The sequence below is a fragment of the Photorhabdus machadonis genome, assembly GCF_052657765.1.
This window is the reverse complement of record NZ_CP199761.1, coordinates 1,045,954-1,065,120: the sequence shown is the minus strand read 5'-3', so window position 1 is coordinate 1,065,120 and position 19,167 is coordinate 1,045,954. Positions and strand designations below refer to the sequence as shown.

At 43.2% G+C, this 19,167-nt stretch carries 14 protein-coding genes and 1 pseudogene; 6 read left to right on the top strand and 9 right to left on the bottom strand.

Going from position 1 to position 19,167, the window contains the following annotated elements; genetic code table 11:
* Positions 1-24 precede the first annotated feature (24 nt).
* From yajC to queA, 3 genes are all read right to left on the bottom strand, one after another.
* Entirely contained in the window at positions 25-357 is a 333-nt protein-coding gene (yajC, locus tag ACUN2T_RS05090) for a preprotein translocase subunit YajC (RefSeq protein ID WP_021323460.1), read from the bottom strand.
* A gap of 94 nt (positions 358-451) precedes the next feature.
* On the bottom strand, positions 452-1,576 hold the full coding sequence (tgt, locus tag ACUN2T_RS05085; RefSeq protein ID WP_445496537.1) for a tRNA guanosine(34) transglycosylase Tgt: 1,125 nt from the start codon (positions 1,574-1,576) through the stop codon (positions 452-454).
* 59 nt (positions 1,577-1,635) lie between these two features.
* Positions 1,636-2,703, bottom strand: coding sequence for a tRNA preQ1(34) S-adenosylmethionine ribosyltransferase-isomerase QueA (gene queA / locus ACUN2T_RS05080; RefSeq protein ID WP_445496536.1), 1,068 nt, complete (start codon positions 2,701-2,703; stop codon positions 1,636-1,638).
* A 104-nt stretch (positions 2,704-2,807) separates the two neighbouring features.
* Here queA and ACUN2T_RS05075 point away from each other — a divergent pair, with 104 nt between their 5' ends.
* The 3 genes from ACUN2T_RS05075 (at position 2,808) to ggt (ending at position 6,217) form a co-directional block, all read left to right on the top strand.
* The gene (locus tag ACUN2T_RS05075) at positions 2,808-3,428 is read left to right on the top strand and encodes an acyl carrier protein phosphodiesterase (RefSeq protein WP_445496535.1); all 621 of its coding nucleotides are present in this window, start codon (positions 2,808-2,810) and stop codon (positions 3,426-3,428) included.
* A gap of 157 nt (positions 3,429-3,585) precedes the next feature.
* A complete protein-coding gene (locus ACUN2T_RS05070; RefSeq protein ID WP_445496534.1) occupies positions 3,586-4,188 on the top strand; it encodes a peroxiredoxin C in 603 nt (200 codons plus the stop codon).
* Between the two features lie 265 nt (positions 4,189-4,453).
* Positions 4,454-6,217 (top strand): gamma-glutamyltransferase, encoded by a 1,764-nt coding sequence (gene ggt, locus ACUN2T_RS05065; protein WP_445496533.1) that lies wholly within the window; start codon positions 4,454-4,456, stop codon positions 6,215-6,217.
* A 159-nt stretch (positions 6,218-6,376) separates the two neighbouring features.
* On the opposite strand, the gene brnQ is transcribed toward ggt, so the two are convergent.
* The 3 genes from brnQ to phoB all read right to left on the bottom strand — a co-directional run bounded on the left by brnQ (position 6,377) and on the right by phoB (position 10,108).
* Positions 6,377-7,708 carry a branched-chain amino acid transport system II carrier protein gene (gene brnQ / locus ACUN2T_RS05060; RefSeq protein WP_445496532.1) on the bottom strand — a complete coding sequence of 444 codons (1,332 nt, stop codon included), beginning with the start codon at positions 7,706-7,708 and terminating at the stop codon, positions 6,377-6,379.
* Positions 7,709-8,057: 349 nt separating this feature from the next.
* Positions 8,058-9,395, bottom strand: a complete 1,338-nt coding sequence (phoR, locus tag ACUN2T_RS05055) for a phosphate regulon sensor histidine kinase PhoR (RefSeq protein WP_445496531.1) — start codon at positions 9,393-9,395, stop codon at positions 8,058-8,060.
* Between the two features lie 23 nt (positions 9,396-9,418).
* Complete coding sequence (phoB, locus tag ACUN2T_RS05050) at positions 9,419-10,108, bottom strand: phosphate regulon transcriptional regulator PhoB (protein WP_445496530.1); 690 nt, start codon at positions 10,106-10,108, stop codon at positions 9,419-9,421.
* A gap of 261 nt (positions 10,109-10,369) precedes the next feature.
* Here phoB and sbcD point away from each other — a divergent pair, with 261 nt between their 5' ends.
* From sbcD to ACUN2T_RS05035, 3 genes and pseudogenes are all read left to right on the top strand, one after another.
* Entirely contained in the window at positions 10,370-11,605 is a 1,236-nt protein-coding gene (sbcD, locus tag ACUN2T_RS05045; protein WP_445496529.1) for an exonuclease subunit SbcD, read from the top strand.
* On the top strand, positions 11,602-15,288 hold the full coding sequence (locus tag ACUN2T_RS05040) for an AAA family ATPase (RefSeq protein ID WP_445496528.1): 3,687 nt from the start codon (positions 11,602-11,604) through the stop codon (positions 15,286-15,288). The genes sbcD and ACUN2T_RS05040 overlap by 4 nt, the downstream gene beginning before the upstream one ends.
* A 735-nt stretch (positions 15,289-16,023) precedes the next feature.
* A pseudogene (locus tag ACUN2T_RS05035) lies at positions 16,024-16,620 on the top strand (transposase); the annotation flags it as partial.
* A gap of 275 nt (positions 16,621-16,895) precedes the next feature.
* Here ACUN2T_RS05035 and ACUN2T_RS05030 read toward each other — a convergent pair.
* The 3 genes from ACUN2T_RS05030 to ACUN2T_RS05020 form a co-directional block, all read right to left on the bottom strand.
* Positions 16,896-17,642 carry a creatininase family protein gene (locus tag ACUN2T_RS05030; RefSeq protein WP_445496527.1) on the bottom strand — a complete coding sequence of 249 codons (747 nt, stop codon included), beginning with the start codon at positions 17,640-17,642 and terminating at the stop codon, positions 16,896-16,898.
* Between the two features lie 23 nt (positions 17,643-17,665).
* The gene (locus tag ACUN2T_RS05025) at positions 17,666-18,529 is read right to left on the bottom strand and encodes a dihydroorotate dehydrogenase (RefSeq protein WP_445496526.1); all 864 of its coding nucleotides are present in this window, start codon (positions 18,527-18,529) and stop codon (positions 17,666-17,668) included.
* A gap of 82 nt (positions 18,530-18,611) precedes the next feature.
* Positions 18,612-19,106 (bottom strand): hypothetical protein, encoded by a 495-nt coding sequence (locus tag ACUN2T_RS05020; RefSeq protein WP_445496525.1) that lies wholly within the window; start codon positions 19,104-19,106, stop codon positions 18,612-18,614.
* Positions 19,107-19,167: the final 61 nt, after the last annotated feature.

Genomic DNA, 19,167 nt, shown 5'->3' with positions numbered 1-19,167 from the left:
AGTTCCCTTCGGGAAAATCAGAAATTACAGAGCCTTCATTGTACCTTTCGGTAAAACGGCAGCGACGAAATCACGTTTAATAGTCACTTCAGTGGTGTCATTCAGTGCTAAAACGACATAACCCGTATCAGCAACTTTAGTTACACGACCAATCAAACCACCATTGGTCAGAACCTCATCACCTTTGGAAATAGAATCCATCAGTTTTTTATGGTCTTTCGTACGTTTCTGTTGTGGACGCAGGATCATGAAGTAGAAGATCAGACCGAAAACAACCAACATGATGATCAGAGAATATGGACTTCCCTGAGCTGCCGGTGCACCAGCAGATGCCGTTGCTTCAGAAATAATACTCATTAAACTTTTCCCTCATTGTTATCAAAATCGATAGTAATCAAAAAACCAACCGCAATATGCTATACACACTGAGGTCAGTCAATCACCATTCAAGTCAAATATTTAATAGCGGAACGGGTTTACCAATCCGCTGATAAAAATCTTCAACAAACTGTTCAAGATTACCTTCTTCGATGGCTTTACGGATCCCAGCCATTAGACGCTGATAATACCGCAAATTATGGATAGTATTCAGCCTTGCACCGAGAATTTCGTTACAACGATCAAGATGATGCAAATACGCCCGGCTATAATTTCGACAAGTATAGCAATCACATTGCTCATCCAGCGGCGAAGTATCTTCTTTATGTTTGGCATTACGGATCTTAATGACACCCTCGGTGACAAAAAGATGACCATTACGGGCATTACGGGTTGGCATTACACAATCGAACATATCAATGCCGCGGCGAACCCCCTCCACCAAATCTTCTGGTTTTCCTACCCCCATCAGATAACGTGGTTTGTCCTGCGGGATTTGCGGGCAAACATGTTCAAGAACACGGTGCATATCTTCTTTAGGTTCCCCAACCGCAAGACCGCCTACAGCGTACCCATCAAAGCCAATCTCTACCAGACCTTTTACTGAGATATCACGTAAATCTTCGTAAACGCTTCCTTGAATAATACCAAACAAAGCATTTTTATTCTGTAATTCATCAAAACGCTTACGACTGCGAGCCGCCCAGCGCAAAGACATTTCCATCGAACGTTTCGCATAATCCCAGTCGGCAGGATATGGCGTACATTCATCAAAAATCATCACAATATCAGAACCTAGGTCATACTGGATTTCCATTGATTTTTCCGGGCTGAGAAAAACAGGCGTACCATTAATTGGGTTGCGGAAATGTACACCTTCCTCTTTGATTTTACGCATCGCGCCGAGGCTGAATACCTGAAAACCGCCTGAATCCGTTAAAATCGGGCCATGCCATTGCATAAATCCATGCAAGTCGCCATGCAGCTTCATTATTTCCTGCCCCGGACGCAACCACAGATGGAAAGTGTTGCCAAGCAGGATTTGCGCACCGGTCTCTTTTACTTCTTCCGGTGTCATTCCTTTTACTGTGCCGTAAGTACCCACAGGCATAAACGCCGGCGTTTCTACAACACCACGTTCAAAAACCAGACGACCGCGCCGAGCCTGACCATCGGTAGTTTGTAATTCAAATTTCACTTAACCTCCAGGCATCAGATAAACAGTCTGATGCTGATTTCATACATTATGACAATAAATTAGGAAACTTTTTCCTTGAAAGCCAAAGAATTACGGCAAATAAACATGGCATCACCATAACTAAAGAAACGGTATTTTTCCGCAACCGCCTCTTTATAAGCGCTCATGGTATTTTTATAACCAGCAAATGCAGAAACCAGCATGATAAGTGTCGATTCCGGCAAATGGAAATTCGTAATCAGCGCATCAACAACCTGATATTCAAACCCCGGATAGATAAAAATCTGCGTATCATTAAAAAATGGCGCAATTAATCCATTTTGGCAAGCTTTTGCTGCGCTTTCCAGCGAACGGACTGACGTTGTTCCAACAGCGACAACCTTATTCCCCCGGGCCTTACATGCCAAGACAGCATCAACCACATCCTGCGGCACTTCAGCATATTCAGCATGCATAATATGGTCTTCAATGGTTTCTACACGCACTGGCTGGAAAGTACCGGCCCCGACATGCAATGTCACAAAAACCATTTCCACCCCTTTTTCACGCAGGGCTTCCAATAATGGCTCATCAAAATGGAGGCCCGCCGTTGGTGCGGCTACTGCGCCTGGGCGTTCACTGTATACCGTTTGATACAGCTCGCGGTCCGCCTCTTCATCAGGACGAGCAATATAAGGCGGCAAAGGCATATGGCCGACATCATCCAGAATGGACAGCACATCACGCTGATCATCAAAACGTATTTCGAACAGCGAGTCATGGCGGGCCATCATCGTCGCTTTAACGTTCTCACTGTCACCCAGCAACAGCTCTGCCCCCGCTTTTGGCGCTTTGGAAGCGCGCACATGTGCAAGTACTCGCTTATCATCCAGCACTCGTTCAACCAGAACTTCCAGTTTACCCCCGGTGGCTTTCCGGCCAAAAATACGCGCGGGTATGACTCGGGTATTATTGAAAACCAGCAAATCCCCAGTATTCAGCTTATCGAGAACATCCGTAAAAACACCATGCGTTAACGCCCCCGTTTCACCATCAAGAGAGAGCAGACGGCAGCCACTGCGTTGTGGTTGAGGATAATGAGCAATCATTTCGTCAGGAAGTTCAAAAGTAAAATCGGAGACTCGCATTGTATTTAATCATTCAGAAAAACAGGCGGACTAGTCTAGTGCCGCAGCTCTGAGGGTGCAACAAATAAGCACATAACTTCGCTAATTTATATTATAATCGCTGGATGAATTTTCTCGCTCACCTTCATTTAGCTACTCTGGCTGAAAGCTCCCTGTTAGGGAACCTGATGGCGGATTTTGTTCGCGGTAATCCAGAGGGACAATACAGCGCTGACGTGGTTGCAGGCATTCGCATGCATCGACGGGTTGATGTATTAACAGATACCCACCCGTTGGTTACTCAAGCCCGTCACCTATTCAGTGACCAATATCGACGGGTTGCGCCAATTACATTGGATATTATTTGGGATCACTTCCTTTCCCTATATTGGGATAAACTGGTTCCCGATGACTCATTACCGGCATTTATTCATCGTGCCCGCAATCAGATAGAACCTTATCTTTATAAAACTCCCGAAAAATTTCAGGAAATGAACGAGTTTTTATGGTCACAAAACTGGTTGATCCGCTATGCGGATCTTGCATTTATCTCAAATGTATTAAATGGAATGGCCCGAAGACATCCCAGATTATCGGCTTTATCGGGATCATTCCAAGATATAGAACAACATTATTCTGACCTCGAAGCGTTATTCTGGCAATTTTATCCCTATATGATGGAAAAAGCAGAAAATAAAGATTTTTATAATCTCCCCCAAATGAAACTGGAAACCTCATCCAATTAACGCGGGTAAAGCGTTACAGTAAAGAAAATAAAAATAAAGTATTGATAGGTAAAATCTATTGCAAAAATTAGTATTTTACCCTTTATTGATGTACGCTAATTCCTTATTCTACATCCAATTTTCACATAAACCCCGGTTAAAACTACAGGAGTAACTCATGGTTCTGGTAACTCGTCAAGCCCCTGACTTTACAGCAGCAGCTGTCCTCGGCAACGGCGAAATAGTTGGGAATTTCAACCTGAAAAAACACCTGAACGGTAAACCAGCCGTTATCTTCTTCTGGCCAATGGATTTCACTTTCGTATGTCCTTCTGAGCTGATCGCATTCGACCACCGCTACGAAGAGTTCAAAAAACGCGATGTTGAAGTTGTTGGTGTTTCTTTCGACTCTGAATTCGTCCACAACGCATGGCGTAAAACTCCTATCGATAACGGTGGTATCGGCGAAGTTAAATATGCAATGGTTGCTGATACTAAACGTGAAATTCAAAAGGCATACGGTATTGAGCACTCAGAAGCTGGCGTAGCTCTGCGTGGCTCTTTCCTGATCGACAAAAACGGCGTTGTCCGTCACCAGGTTGTTAACGATCTGCCACTGGGCCGTAACATTGACGAAATGCTGCGTATGGTTGACGCACTGCAATTCCACGAAGAGCACGGCGATGTATGCCCTGCACAGTGGGAAAAAGGTAAAGAAGGTATGGACGCGTCTCCAGACGGCGTAGCTAAGTACCTGTCTCAGAACGCATCTAAACTGTAACCTCAAACGTTACCAATAATTCAGACCAGTTGGCTTCTTCCAACTGGTTTTTTTATCGCTGAAATTCCTCGTTTTGCAACCTTACACAAAAAAATAAACCTTTGTGACTACTCCCGGCCCTATCGAGGGTTTACGGCAGTTTTTGCTAAATAGTTATCACCTCTTATAATTAAACTTACAATTGGTTAACATTAAAATTCGTGTCAATAAAACAAGCAGTTCCACTTTATACAAATCATCCCGCAAAACGACAGGAGTTCACAACATGTTGAAAACATGGAAAACATTACTGGCAATAATATCCTTACTCATCTCTTCCCATCTTTATGCCGCTTCAGAACCCGCCGTTGAAGCTAAGAATGGCATGGTTGTCTCAGCCCAACACCTTGCTTCACAAGTTGGTGTAGATATCCTCAAAATAGGTGGAAATGCGATTGATGCAGCCGTTGCTGTTGGCTACGCTCAAGCCGTTGTAAACCCATGCTGTGGTAATATCGGCGGCGGCGGTTTTATGACCATTCATCTGGCCGATGGCACAAATACATTTATTAACTTCCGCGAAACCGCACCAAATGCGGCAAGTGCCAATATGTATCTGGACAAAGAAGGCAACATTATTAAAGGAGCCAGTTTATATGGCTACCTGGCTGCCGGTGTGCCCGGAACCGTGATGGGACTGGACAGTGCCCTAAAAAAATATGGCAAACTCAGTCGTGAACAGGTCATGGCACCCGCGATTAAGCTGGCACGCGAAGGTTATATATTAACCCGTGCAGACACAGATATTCTGGACACTTCAATCAAACGTTTCCGCAAAGATCCAGAAGCAGCCCGCATCTTCCTGCGTAAAGATGGCTCCCCTTATCAACCGGGCGACAAGTTGATACAAACCGATCTGGCAAATACACTAGAATCAATTGCCCAAAAAGGGCAAGAAGCGTTCTATCATGGGGATATTCCTAAACGAGTTGCAGAAGCAGCTAAAAAATCAGGCGGCATTATTACCGAAGCGGATTTTGCCAGTTATAAAATCTCAGAAACAGCCCCGATCACCTGTAGTTATCGCGGTTATAAATTTATTTCTTCACCGCCACCCAGTTCAGGAGGAGTAACAATGTGTGAAACTCTGAACATTCTGGAAGGTTACAACCTTAAAGAAATGGGATTCAACTCGGCTAACTATATCCACACACTGACGGAAGCGATGCGTCATGCCTATATGGACAGAAATACTCACCTTGGTGATCCCGAATTTGTCAAAAATCCAATCGACCGTTTACTGAGTAAGAGCTACGCCGAATCTCTGCGTAAAAAAATAAAACCAGGAGAAGCAACCTCATCAGAAAATGTTCAGCCGGGTATGGAACCACATGAGAAACCAGAAACCACACACTACTCCATTGTAGATAAAGAAGGTAATGCGGTTTCAACTACTTATACAATCAATGGCCTTTTCGGTGCTGTCGTCATCGCACCCGGAACCGGTTTCTTCCTCAATGATGAAATGGATGATTTCACGACAAAAATTGGTGAGAAAAATCTGTATGGGCTCGTTCAGGGTGCAACTAACTCTATCGCCCCCGGTAAGCGCCCACTATCATCAATGAGCCCGACACTCGTCACTAAAGACAATAATATATTCCTTGTTCTCGGCTCTCCCGGTGGCTCCCGTATTATCTCTATCACTCTGCAAACGGCCTTAAACATCATTGATCACGGTATGCCTCCTCAGGAAGCGGTCAATAGCCCCCGCATTCACCATCAATGGTTACCAGATGAAGTTTATTATGAGCAACGTGGTATTTCTAAAGACTCACTGAACTTGCTGGAAAAAATGGGGTATAAGATGGTGGAACAAACACCGTGGGGCGCAGCTGAGTTGATTATGGTTGGTTTACCAAAAACCGCTGGCGCTTCAAATACAGGTTCTTCGGGTAATGATGCAGCCGTATCTGGTCAAGTTCGTGAAAACTATTTCTATGGTGCCAATGATGTTCGACGCCCGGCAGGTGCTGCTATTGGTTACTAATGACTGATAGTTCCGGAAACCAGCAAACTATATATATTATAGAAGAACATATATAGAAGAAGATCAAGATAGCGGGATGGAATACCTTTCTCAGGCGCGCCATCCCGTACCTTATCTAGCTATCTGACGATGACAAACGGTCAAATAAACAGACCACTATCATTGATGACTTTGACTTTCTTGTGTGTCAGAACGTCCCCAAATACGGTCATAAATACCAAACACAACCAGAACCAACAGGGATGGCGTTAACCAAGCCAACCCTTGATCAGCCAATGGTAAACGAGTTGCCCAGTTTGGTAATAAATGCACCAAGGTTTCTGATGACTTGATAGCATCTAAAATGCCAAACAGCAGACTGATTAACATAACCGAAGCCAAAATACGGCTGAAATTATTCCACCAGCGCAGAGTAAAACTCAGAACAATCAAAACGATACAAGGTGGATAAATCGCAGTCAGTACCGGAATAGAAATCTTGATCAAATGACTCAAACCAAGGTTAGAAGTCAGCATGGAGAACAAACCCAAGATCAGAACCAATGAACGGTAAGACAAAGGCAGATAACAGCTGAAAAACTCAGCGCACGCACAAGTTAATCCAACCGCCGTTACCATACAGGCGATAAAAATCAACGCAGCGAGGAAAAGAATACCAACACCGCCAAAAGTATGCTGAACATAGGCATGCAAAATGACAGCACCATTTTCCGCATGAGGAATGAGTGCACCACTGCCAGAACCCAGTTTAAACAGAGACAGATAAACCAGCACCAGACCAAACCCGGCAATCACCCCTGCCCACATCGCATAACGAGTCAACAATGAAGATGAAACAACTCCTCTTGAACGCGCTGCATTAACAATAACAATACCAAATACCATAGCACCCAAGGTATCCATCGTCAGATAGCCATTAACGAAACCACTGGAGAATGGAATTTGCTGATAAGCATTAATTGCAGGAATCGAACTACCCGCAGGCCAAAGTAGAGCAGCAACACCAAGTATACCTAACGCCAGCATTTTAATGGGTGCCAGCACATGCCCGACGGTATCAAGTAAACGACCAGGATAAAGCGAGACAGCAATCACCAGAGCAAAATAGATCAGACTGTAAATAAAGAGCGGTAATGCACCCGAACCGGCAAGGGGAGCAATCCCCACTTCAAAAGAAACCGTTGCAGTACGTGGAGTCGCGAATAGAGGACCAACAGCCAGATAACAAACCGTCGCCAACAGCAAACCCGCAACCTTACCAATGGGTGAACTCAGTTCTTCAATACCACCGCCTACTTTTGCCAACGCGATGATTGTCATTACCGGTAAACCAACCGCAGTGGTTAGAAAGCCTAATGCAGCCACCCAAACATATTCACCCGATTGTAATCCCACCATAGGAGGAAAAATAATATTTCCCGCCCCTACAAACAGGGCAAAAGTCATAAACCCTAACGCCCAAATATCCTTAGATGATAAACGATGTGTCATAATGATTATTAATATTTTGTTACCATTTTAATGGCTTGAATAATATAAATACTGCCAAGAGTTAACCCCACATTGACAATATTGAACCCTAATTTAACGACTTATTATCAAAATAATATTCACTGATACCTGTCCAATACAGAATTATAGTGGTTATCATAGATATAATCGCCAGCAACTGCCCACAAGTAAAACTTTTATAGCGCCAGAAGGCAATAGATAAACCAGAATGCAGAGTCATATACTGTACTCTTTTTCAAAACCAGTGATTGCTGTTAGCTATCATTGAATACACACTATATGATTTGCGTTTTTTTTAACCTGTAAAGTTAATGATTAATTGCGAAGATTAATTATTACTTTTAATCAAACTATCCTTATCTCTTTTACTGGTTATTCTAATCGGTACAATCAGTCCTGACGGTAAGGTAAAATTAAAAGTTGTCCCTTGTCCTATTTCACTGGAGATTTCAAGGTGGGAATGATGATGATGTAAGGCATGTTTAACAATAGCAAGACCAAGACCGCTTCCACCCGTTTGTCTGGAACGTGCTTTATCTACCCGATAGAAACGTTCGGTCAAACGGGGTAAATGTTCTGCACTGATACCCGGTCCATTATCTTTCACGGTAAACTCGGCACCGTGAGAGTTCTTTTTCCAACTGACATCAATCTGAGTGCCTTTTGGGGTATGATTAACCGCGTTATAAACCAGATTAGACATTGCACTACGAAGCTGCTCTTCATTGCCGAAAACTTTCAGTTTCTCACCAATATCAAAATTAATTTTATAGCATTCATTACCAAGCGCAGCAGCTTCCTGACGCAGTACCTTAAGTATCAGAGGCACATCAACCACTTCATTCATATTAATCTGAGGAGCCGCTTCGATTTTGGAAAGCTGCAATAATTGCTTCACCAGACTATCCATCCTCCGGGTTTGCTCCTGCATCGTATTCAGTGCCTTATTACTCAGCGAACCAGACACTTCCTGATCCTGCATAACTTCCAGATAACCCTGCAATACCGTTAAAGGGGTCCGCATTTCATGGCTGACATTGGCAAAAAAGTCACGGCGGGCATTTTCCAGGGCCCGTTTCTGCGTCACATCCCTGGCAACCATTAATAATTGATCTTCAGAGTACGGCATAACCCGAAACTCAACAGTAAAACCATTATTTAATTCTATTGATAACGGAAGTGCAAAATCCCTGGAAAGCATGTACCGATTAAAATCAGGATAGCGAAGTAAATTAAAAATAGGTTGCCCATTATCCTCAGGCCAACGGAACCCCAATAAATGCTGGGCCAAACGGTTACACCAGAAAATATTACCCTCGGTTGTCATCATAACAATGGCATCCGGCAATAACTCAGCACCACTACGAAACCGTTTGATCAACAGCGCCAGTTCACGACGCCGTTTCCTATTCCGTTGCTGCATCTGGTGAATACCATAAAAAATCGGCTCCCACCCGCCTCTTCCCGACGGTGGTAACATACTGCGATCTAACCATAACCAATCCGAAAGTTTCAGCAAATTATAGCCATGCCATATCAGCGCCAAAAATACCGCAGCAAACAAACACCAGGATAAATGCCCCACAAACATCGACAGAATTAATGCAGGCAAACAAAAAAGAAACAGTTCTGAAACCAGTTTTTTCCAGGATAAACGTTCTAACACATCAGGTTCTCCGGTGCGCAGATTCAGTAACGGGTAGAAAAACGATAACCAGTCCCACGAACAGTCTGCACCATTTTATCATGACCACCAATCTCTAATACTTTACGTAAACGGCGAATATGTACATCGACAGTTCTGTCTTCAACATAAACATTGGCTCCCCAAACATAATTGAGCAACTGTTCACGGCTGTAGACCCGCTCAGGATGAGTCATAAAGAAATGAAGTAATTTAAATTCAGTCGGCCCCATATCCAGCGCCAGATCCTGGCTGGTCACGCGGTGGGAAGTCGCATCCAAAACCAAGCCATCCATTTCAATGACATCTTCCATCATCATAGGTGAAATGCGCCGCAATACCGCTTTGACTCTGGCAACCAGCTCTTTAGGAGAGAAAGGCTTGGTTATATAGTCATCAGCCCCAACTTCGAGGCCACGAACCCGATCTTCCTCTTCACCACGTGCCGTCAGCATCATCACCGGAATATCACGGACATTATTATCCCGTTTCATTTGCTTGATTATTTGCAAACCAGAACCACCGGGGATCATCCAATCCAATAACACCAAATCAGGATAGGGTTCAGATAAACATGCCAAGGCGGAATCATAATCCTCCGCCTCTACCGGCTGATAGCCATTTTTTTCCAGTACAAAACAGACCATCTCACGAATCGGAGCTTCATCTTCAACAACCAGAATACGTCTTGTCATGGTTAATCCTGTTAATATATTGAGAAAAACGCGACTTAGTTTGAAAAGCATTATGCGTCAGCTTTATGACAGATTTATGAAATCCTGCCTCGGTTATCCTTCACCTGCAATCTGTTTCGCAATAATTAATTTAAACAACTGTCACATTTCATCATGAATGCGAAGCAGCTCGGAGATATATTCATGAAAGCAGATTTACAAGCGACATCCAGAATATAGCCATTATAATCATCATTCACTTTAACCCATTGTGGTGGCATTATGCGTATTATTCACACTTCAGACTGGCATCTTGGTCAATATTTTTTTACAAAAAGCCGGGCTGCTGAACATCAACATTTTCTGCGTTGGCTGATTAAACAAGTTGAGAATTACCAGGTCGATGCATTAATTGTTGCCGGAGATGTGTTTGATACCGGCTCACCACCCAGTTACGCCCGCGAGTTATATAATCGCTTTATCGTCGAACTGCAACCTACTGGCTGTCAGTTAATTATCCTGGGTGGTAATCATGATTCCGTGGCAACGTTGAATGAATCAAAGGAACTGCTTTCCTGCCTGAATACCACCGTCATTGCAAATGCTGACGAAGATCCGCAAAGACAGATAAAAACACTTAACACTAGGGAAGGACAAGCTGGTGCCATCCTCTGCGCAATCCCTTTTCTGCGGCCAAGAGATATTATGACCAGCCAGGCAGGCCAATCAGGAGAACAAAAACAACTGGCATTACAGACAGCGATTGCAGAGCACTATGATCAACTCTATCAGCAAGCATGTAAATTACGTGATGAACTGAATTTGCCCTTACCTGTTATTGCCACCGGGCATCTGACCACCGTTGGCGCCACGGTGACAGAGTCAGTCCGGGATATTTATATTGGTACACTTGATGCCTTCCCGGCGCAAGCTTTCCCACCGGCGGACTATATTGCACTTGGGCATATTCACCGGCCGCAAATCGTGGCTAAATCTGAACATATCCGTTACAGCGGTTCCCCCATACCACTCAGTTTTGATGAAGTCGGGCAGGAAAAAAGTGTCTGTTTGGTGGAATTTACCCAAGACAAACTGGGATCCATTACACTTTTACCCATTCCTCAATATCAGCCCATGCAACTTATCAGGGGGGATCTGCAACAAATTGAGCAACAGTTACAGACTTTTAATGACTATAAAGGCGAGCAACCCGTCTGGTTAGATATTGAAGTTGCCACACAAGATTATCTCCACGATATCCAGAAAAGAATTCAATTGATGGTTGCAAAACTTCCTGTGGAAGTCATTCTACTGCGGCGTAGTAAAACACAGCGACAAAATATGCTGGCACAAGAAAACAGCGAAACCTTGACAGAACTCAGCGTTAACGAGGTTTTTACCCGGCGGCTGGAACAATCAGAACTTGAAGATGAAGAACACAAAAAACGTCTGACCACCCTTTTCGAACAAACACTGAATAATATCTATCAGGATAAAAATAAGGAGGAACAGGCATGAAAATTCTGAGTCTGCGGCTGAAAAACATTAATTCATTACAAGGTGAATGGAAGATTAACTTCACAACAGAGCCGTTTGCCAGCAATGGTCTGTTCGCAATAACCGGCCCTACCGGTGCGGGTAAAACCACATTATTGGATGCCATCTGCCTTGCCCTTTATCACGAAACACCACGCCTGACCGTTTCAGCATCACAAAATGAGCTGATGACCCGCCACACAGCAGAGTCCTTGGCCGAGGTTGAGTTTGAAGTGAAAGGTGTCGCTTACCGCGCTTTCTGGAGCCAACGGCGAGCGCGCAACCAGCCGGACGGCAATCTGCAAGCCCCGAAAGTGGAACTCGCATTCAGCAGTAACGGCAAAATTCTGGCAGATAAGATCCAGGATAAGAAAGAGAAAATTATCGAAATCACCGGATTGGATTACGGTCGTTTCACTAAGTCCATGCTGTTATCCCAAGGAGACTTCGCTGCTTTCCTCAATGCCCAACCCAATGAACGGGCTGATTTATTAGAAGAATTAACCGGTACTGAAATTTACGGTATTTTATCCCAGCAAATTTACCAGCAACATAAAGAGGCCCAATCAGAGCTGGGTATTCTGCAAGCCAGAGCCTCTGCCATTGATTTGCTAACGGCAGAGCAGCATCAACAATATCTCGAACAACAGCAACAACTCGCTGATTCTGAATCACGACTGAATCAACAAATAAAAACCCTGCAACATTCGGAGCAATGGCTGATTCGAGAGGAAGAACTTCAACAAGTTGCTACTGAAAATCAGGTTGCTTTACAACAGGCAGAAAACGCGCTTACCCATGCAGAACCGCAACTGCAAAAACTGACCAACAGTGAACCAGCAGAAATACTTCGTCCATTATTGGATGACAAAAACCGAACTCAGAATGAACATCAGAGAGTCAATAAACAGTTGGAAGATATGCGTCAGCAACTTCATCAACAGCAGCAAACATTCACGCCAATACAACAAAAAGTGACTGATGCCGACTCTGCCAGAGAAGCACATCAACAACACCGGCAACAACAAGAAAAACTGATATCAGAACAGGTGATCCCATTGGATCATCAGATTGATGGTCAGATTAAAGATCTTAATCTTACACTGCAACAAATCGGCGAACAGAAAATAGCGTTTGAAAACAATGATCAGCAATATAACGCGGCAAACCAGCACGTCCTATCATTAACCAGTCAAAGAAAACAACTGGAAGACTATTTCGAACAACAGACTTACCATCAATATTTCGGTGAAAAAATTACTTTCTGGCAATACCAATTCTCCTGGTGGCAAGAACAACAGCAACAGATTGATCACCAAAATCAAAAAATTGACAAACTCAACGCCGAAACCAGACAACTTAGCGACAACCTGAATAAACAAGAAGCAGGCCTAAAACAACAGATTGAAAATAACCAACCGCTGAAACTGGCATTTGAACAAGCAGAACAGCAATTTTTTAGTCTGCAAAAACAGTATTCTCCGGAAAGAGTACAAAAACAATTAACTAAATATCAGGAACGACTGCCACTACAACATAAACTGGAAATACTGTCCCCGCAGATCCTGCAATTACAAACCACAGTTGCCAGTAATCGTGTTCGTTTACAACAACCGGAAAAATTATTAAAGGAACTGCCTGTTCAAATTGGATCTATTGATAAACAACTCTCAGACAAACAACAACATTTAGCCGATCTTGCTCAACGTATTCAGTTAGAACAAAAAATTGTCCACCTGGAAAAAGAACGCGCACAACTCAAAGAAGGCGTTCCTTGTCCACTTTGCGGTTCTGAACATCATCCGGCTATTCAAGCTTATCAAAAGATTGAATTACCAAAATCAGAACAACGGCTAAAAGATTTACGTCAAGAATTTGAAGAACTACAAACTACCAGAATATCGTTAGTTAATAAAAACGAATTTCAACAACAACAATACAACCATATTTTGCAAGAAATTGCTGATGCTGAGCCACAATTGAATTCATTAGCTCAGCAATGGCTGCAAACCTGCGAAACATTACAAATTGAAATTTCCCCCTCAGATAAACCGGCACTTGACGCATTTGTACAACAGAACCAATTGGCTTATCAGCTTTGTCTAACCCAATTAACCGAATTTGAATTGGCAGAAAAAGAACATCAAAAAACAGAAAAAGCACTAACAGTGCATAAAGAACAAATTAAAAAAATTGAGCAACAAATTGAACTGAATAAACAACAATACAATGCCCTGAAAAAACACCAGTCTGAACTGCAACCAGAGATACAGCAACAGCAGAGTAAACTGGCTGATATTATCGAAAAAATGACTTCTGAATTACAGGAATATGACTTATCACTGCCAATCCTGAATGATGCTGAAAACTGGCTGCAACAACGTAGAAATGAGTGGCAGGTATATCAAAACTGCCGTGAAAATTGGCAACAGATTCAAAAAGAACAAGCCATCGTTCAAAATCAGATTGAATCATTGAGTAAACAAAAAGAAGAATATGTATCCCGTTTAAACACACTTGAGCAAAAAGAGCAGCAGCAGAAACAGCAACTCGTAAATACGCGACAACAGCGCCAAAAACTATTTGGTGAACAGTCGGTTGCGAAAATTACTCAGGCATTACAGCAACAATCTCAGAAGCGGGAAGAAGAGTACAAACAGGCACTGTCACATCTGCAACAAGCACAATCCAGTATCAGCCAGCTTACCGGCGCAATGCATGAGACTGAAAAAAACAGCAACCAAGCTGAACAACAAAAACAGCAGGCAGAACAGCATTTCAACTCTGCATTAGCTGAAAGTATATTTACCGATCAAAGTACCTTTGAAGCAGCCCTATTATCACAAGAGCAACGTAAGGAGCTGCAACAACTTAAAGAACGGCTCGAACAACAACAGATGCAGGTCAAAGTCTTGTGTCAAAAAGCAGCAGAAACCCTGCAACAACATCTGAAAAATCGCCCTGAGTTACTTGCTCAACATTCAAAATCACAACTGACTGAACAGTTGGAAAACATCACTGATAAGCTGAAAAGAAACACCTTACAACAAGGAGAATTAAGAAACCTGCTTGGTAATGACGCAGTACGCCGCCAACAACAAAAATCCTTGCTGGAAGAGATCAACCATTGCCAACAAAATTATGATGACTGGAGTTACCTTAATAACCTGATTGGTTCAGCCGATGGCGCTAAATTCCGCCGTTTTGCCCAAGGGCTCACACTGGATCATCTGGTTCATCTTGCCAATCAACGGCTGGGAAAACTTCACGGACGCTATTATTTGCAACGCAAAAACAGTGATGGTCTTGAACTGCAAGTCGTTGATACCTGGCAAGCCGATGCCATTCGTGATACCAAAACGCTTTCCGGTGGTGAAAGTTTTCTGGTCAGCCTCGCTTTGGCTTTAGCTTTGTCTGACTTAGTCAGCAATAAAACCTGTATTGATTCGCTGTTCCTAGATGAAGGCTTTGGCACACTTGATCCAGAAACTCTTGATATTGCACTCGACGCTCTGGATCATCTGAATGCTTCTGGGAAAACCATTGGTGTTATAAGCCACGTCGAAGCCATGAAAGAACGGATCCCAGTACAGATTAAAGTTAAAAAAGTTAATGGACTTGGAATAAGTAAACTCTCATCTGAGTTTCGTTATAACAAACAATAGCGGAAAATAATAAAAAGCCATCACTAAAATGAAAGCGCCATGGCAGGAGCCCACTTTGTTTATCCTGCCATGTTTAATTCATTTAACAGCGGTTCTATATTTTGCTTATTTTATATTTACCTAACCTACCATAATCATTTAAAAGCGAGAATACAGAAGTATTAAACACTTTATATCAAAGCAGATTTAACTCAATAAATACAATTTTTCAAAAGGCGAGTTAATCGCATTTAATCGAAAACCATCAACAATTAATCGTGAATTGAAAAAAATCTGCACGTAAAATAACATTATCCGAACAGATAGGTATTAAAACGCTTTCTCGCCGGTTATTTTACTGAGAAAACCCTATAAATAACACAATTAAAAAAGGGATAAAACGATTAATTTGGCAGGATTTAAGCACTGAAAAAGGAGGAATAATTATCCTAAAAAACAGCAAGGGGTATTCTTATCTCATCAGGCCATTTTACTTGCTGATTTACGAAAACAAAATAAAAAGGGGATAACTGATGAAAACCACCCAGGATTGCCAGTAAAACAGAGTCAATAAAGATAAAAAATGGGTATGATTAACCTTCGTTAAAGGTAAAACACGATATCCGATAATGATTAAATTCAATAAAAAGCAGGGCAAGATTCCACTTTATGTAGGGAACCTCTAAAAACTTTTCACCGCCACAAAACTGAGTAAAATGTAGGCACGGTACATCTCTGTAAGGTAGCGCCATCATGATACCGATTCGTTCCGCGTTAAAAAAAGACAAGCTGGCCGCTGAATATCACCGTCGAAAAATTGATGCATTAGGTGATCCGCTCCTTGTTCTTGATAAGTATGTTGATTTCTCCGCACTGGCAGACACCGTAGACCGTGTCGCGCCACGAACTATTTCTCCCAAAGGCGGGCGCCCACCCTTCCCGACTGAGGTGATGGTTCGCATCATTATCCTGAAACATTTCCATAATCTTTCCGATGAAAAGATGGAATATCAATTACTTGACCGAATGCGCTGGCAACGTTTTTGTCGTCTGACCGATGTCATTAATATTCCAGACCGTAACACGATTTGGTGTTTTGAAAAACGGATTGGGCAAGCCGGTGCCAGTGCATTGTTTGAAGAAGCGAAGCATCAACTTTCGGCACAGGGATTCATTCCCAGAGGGGGACAAATCATTGATGCCACGTTGCTCCCCGTGCCTAAGCAGCACAATAAGAAGGAAGAGAATGAACAAATCCGTCAGGGTAAAACCCCGGATAACTGGACGGCAAACAAGCGATGTCAGAAAGATACCGACGCAACCTGGACGAAAAAGCACGGTAAAAGCTATTTTGTGATGACGCTAAAGGCAACCTGCTATGATTTACAGCGTTTAACTTATTTTGGAAAATCCGGCATTCATGCCTTTTAATCCTTGAAAAAGTCAGAATGCATCACGTTCAATAAGGTCAATTTTATTACGGATGGGGAAAAAATTGATTTTGTTTTTTTTGAGGGGTTTTTAGAGGTTCCCTGTAGTTGTTACCGGAAAAAGCCCACCATTAATGAAAACGATAGGCTCTTTTCCAAGTAACCAAGGTAAAACCGAAAAAGTTCAGTAATATCAGGTTAATCCGCAGTAACAAGTTCCAATATTTGCTGTCTGACATGCTCGAAAATGAGTGAGCCGATCTCTGCACTCGCACCGGATGTTTTAGAAAGAACCCCTCTCGTTGAAAATTCTTCTTTAATCGGTATCTGATAGATCCCTGCTCGCGGGGGGTTTTCATGGTCAACCCGCTCCGCTCTAACCAAATCTGGGCGCAAATGAAGCATCAGACTTGTTTCTGTTATCCCGGCATGTTCAGCATGCCAGCCGGGAAAATCTGTCAAATGTTCACGAGTCCAGACATCAGACACCAAACTCCACCAGCTAAACACGATAACGGAACGATCTTTAAAGTGACCCGCTGTCCGTAATTCGTCTACCGCCTCGAAAATAAAACCTTCATTCTCGTAATGGCCATTAATAATCACAAGTTGCTTGAAAGGTAATGAACATAAGCTCTTAATTGCCCGACCCATATAAGTTGTAAATGTTGGTCCATCAATGTAAATCGTACCAGGGAATTCCAGTCCCCCCCCACTCTGTGGCAATGATCTTACCGTTAATGGCTGTACCGGCAATGTGAACCCAGCAATATCATTTGCCAACACGCGGGCAAATGCTTCCGGGATCACGGTATCCACGTTCAACGGCAGATGAGGTCCATGCTGCTCAATACCGCCAATCGGCCATATCAAAGTCTTACCTTCAACCTCAGTTAAAACCTGCTCACTGGTCAGTTCTGCAAATTCTCTTACTTGATTGCTCATGATATTGTCCCTTTTTTAATACCTTATTTTGACATCGTGATCTGGGCATGCTCAAGAACGATACGCCGTAGTGTTTTGTACATATGCCGATGAAGAGCAGTGTAAACTTGCACAGTATTCGCACCGGCAAGCATGTACTCATGAACGTCATTACCATCTTGCACACCTCCCGATCCCAGTATCGGGATCGTCAGCCCTCGCTTGCGCAGGTTATAGATAGCAGCAAGCACCAACGGTTTTATCCCTGGCCCTGAGTATCCGCAAACCCCATTAAGTAAAACCTTGCCACTCACCCCGTCAAATACGATCCCCGAAATGGTATCGCTCAACGTTATCGAATGAGCACCGCCTTCTATGGCCGCCTGAACACGCCCATACAAATTGTCACCAAGCGCGAGTTTGACAGAAAAAGAGGTATCCACTCGCTCTCTCACCGCTTTTGTGTAGTTGAATACACGTTCTGGCGTATCTTCCGTAAAATCATCTGCATGCAAGCACGAAATGCCCAATTCCAACGGGGCATCGGTTACCGCTGAGATACGAGCAGCCAATAAACCCAGCTCCTCAGGCGATTCTGCATGGATGGAGACTATCACTGGAAGCTGTTCATTCTTGAATTCACTGAGAATGGTCAACCAATGTTCAACTGTTTTCTTCGAGTAAGTCGTATTGTTCAACATCCCGGTACTGATGGAATAGGTCTTTTCTGTATGCAATTTTTCCGAATTTGGGTAAATGGTTTTTGTCACGACCGCCCCTGCGCCATGGACGACAAACTGGCGAATATATTTATCCTGATCAGAAAGCAGACCCGATCCAACAATAATTGGATTTTTTATCTTCATGCCCAAAACATCATAGGTTTGTTTGACAACTTGATTTTCCATCGCAACTCCATGAATTAACGCATTCAAGCAAACTCGCTATTAACCAGCCCCCAATAGAGCAGGTGGTGTCCCCAAAAAGGGATCAATAACTGCTCAACTGAAAGTTTCTGAAAATCTCACCAATCTGCCACGGATTATTACGAAAATCGTGAATGTCCAATTTCGACAAATTGCAAACATGCTCCAATCCCTTTAACAAATGGCTACCACCGCGCACAATCGGCAGTTGAGTGATCAGCAGTACAGGCCGTTTCAGAGCGGAGGCCCAACCAAGTTCAATATGTGTGCCATCAGTACGCAATAGCTCCTCACCACTTTGAACCGGAAGAATCGGCATGAAAAAATCACACTGTTGCATCCATTGGAAATCCCGTTTCGATACCATCTCCGGCGTATAATTGGGTGTGTCAATGCCAAATTTCTCAGTCAAATGTGCCGACAATACATTGCCATTCAGTGCCGTTACTGTCTTAACCGCCAATTGGATAGTCATCCTCAACTCTTCATGAAAACCACCATCATAAATCGCGGACTGAATAGGCCCACCAATGAAAACACTCTTGTTTGTCAACGGCATAACACCCTCTTTAATTTTCGTTATCCAACAGACTATGAGCAATTGTTTCAGAGCATCAAAC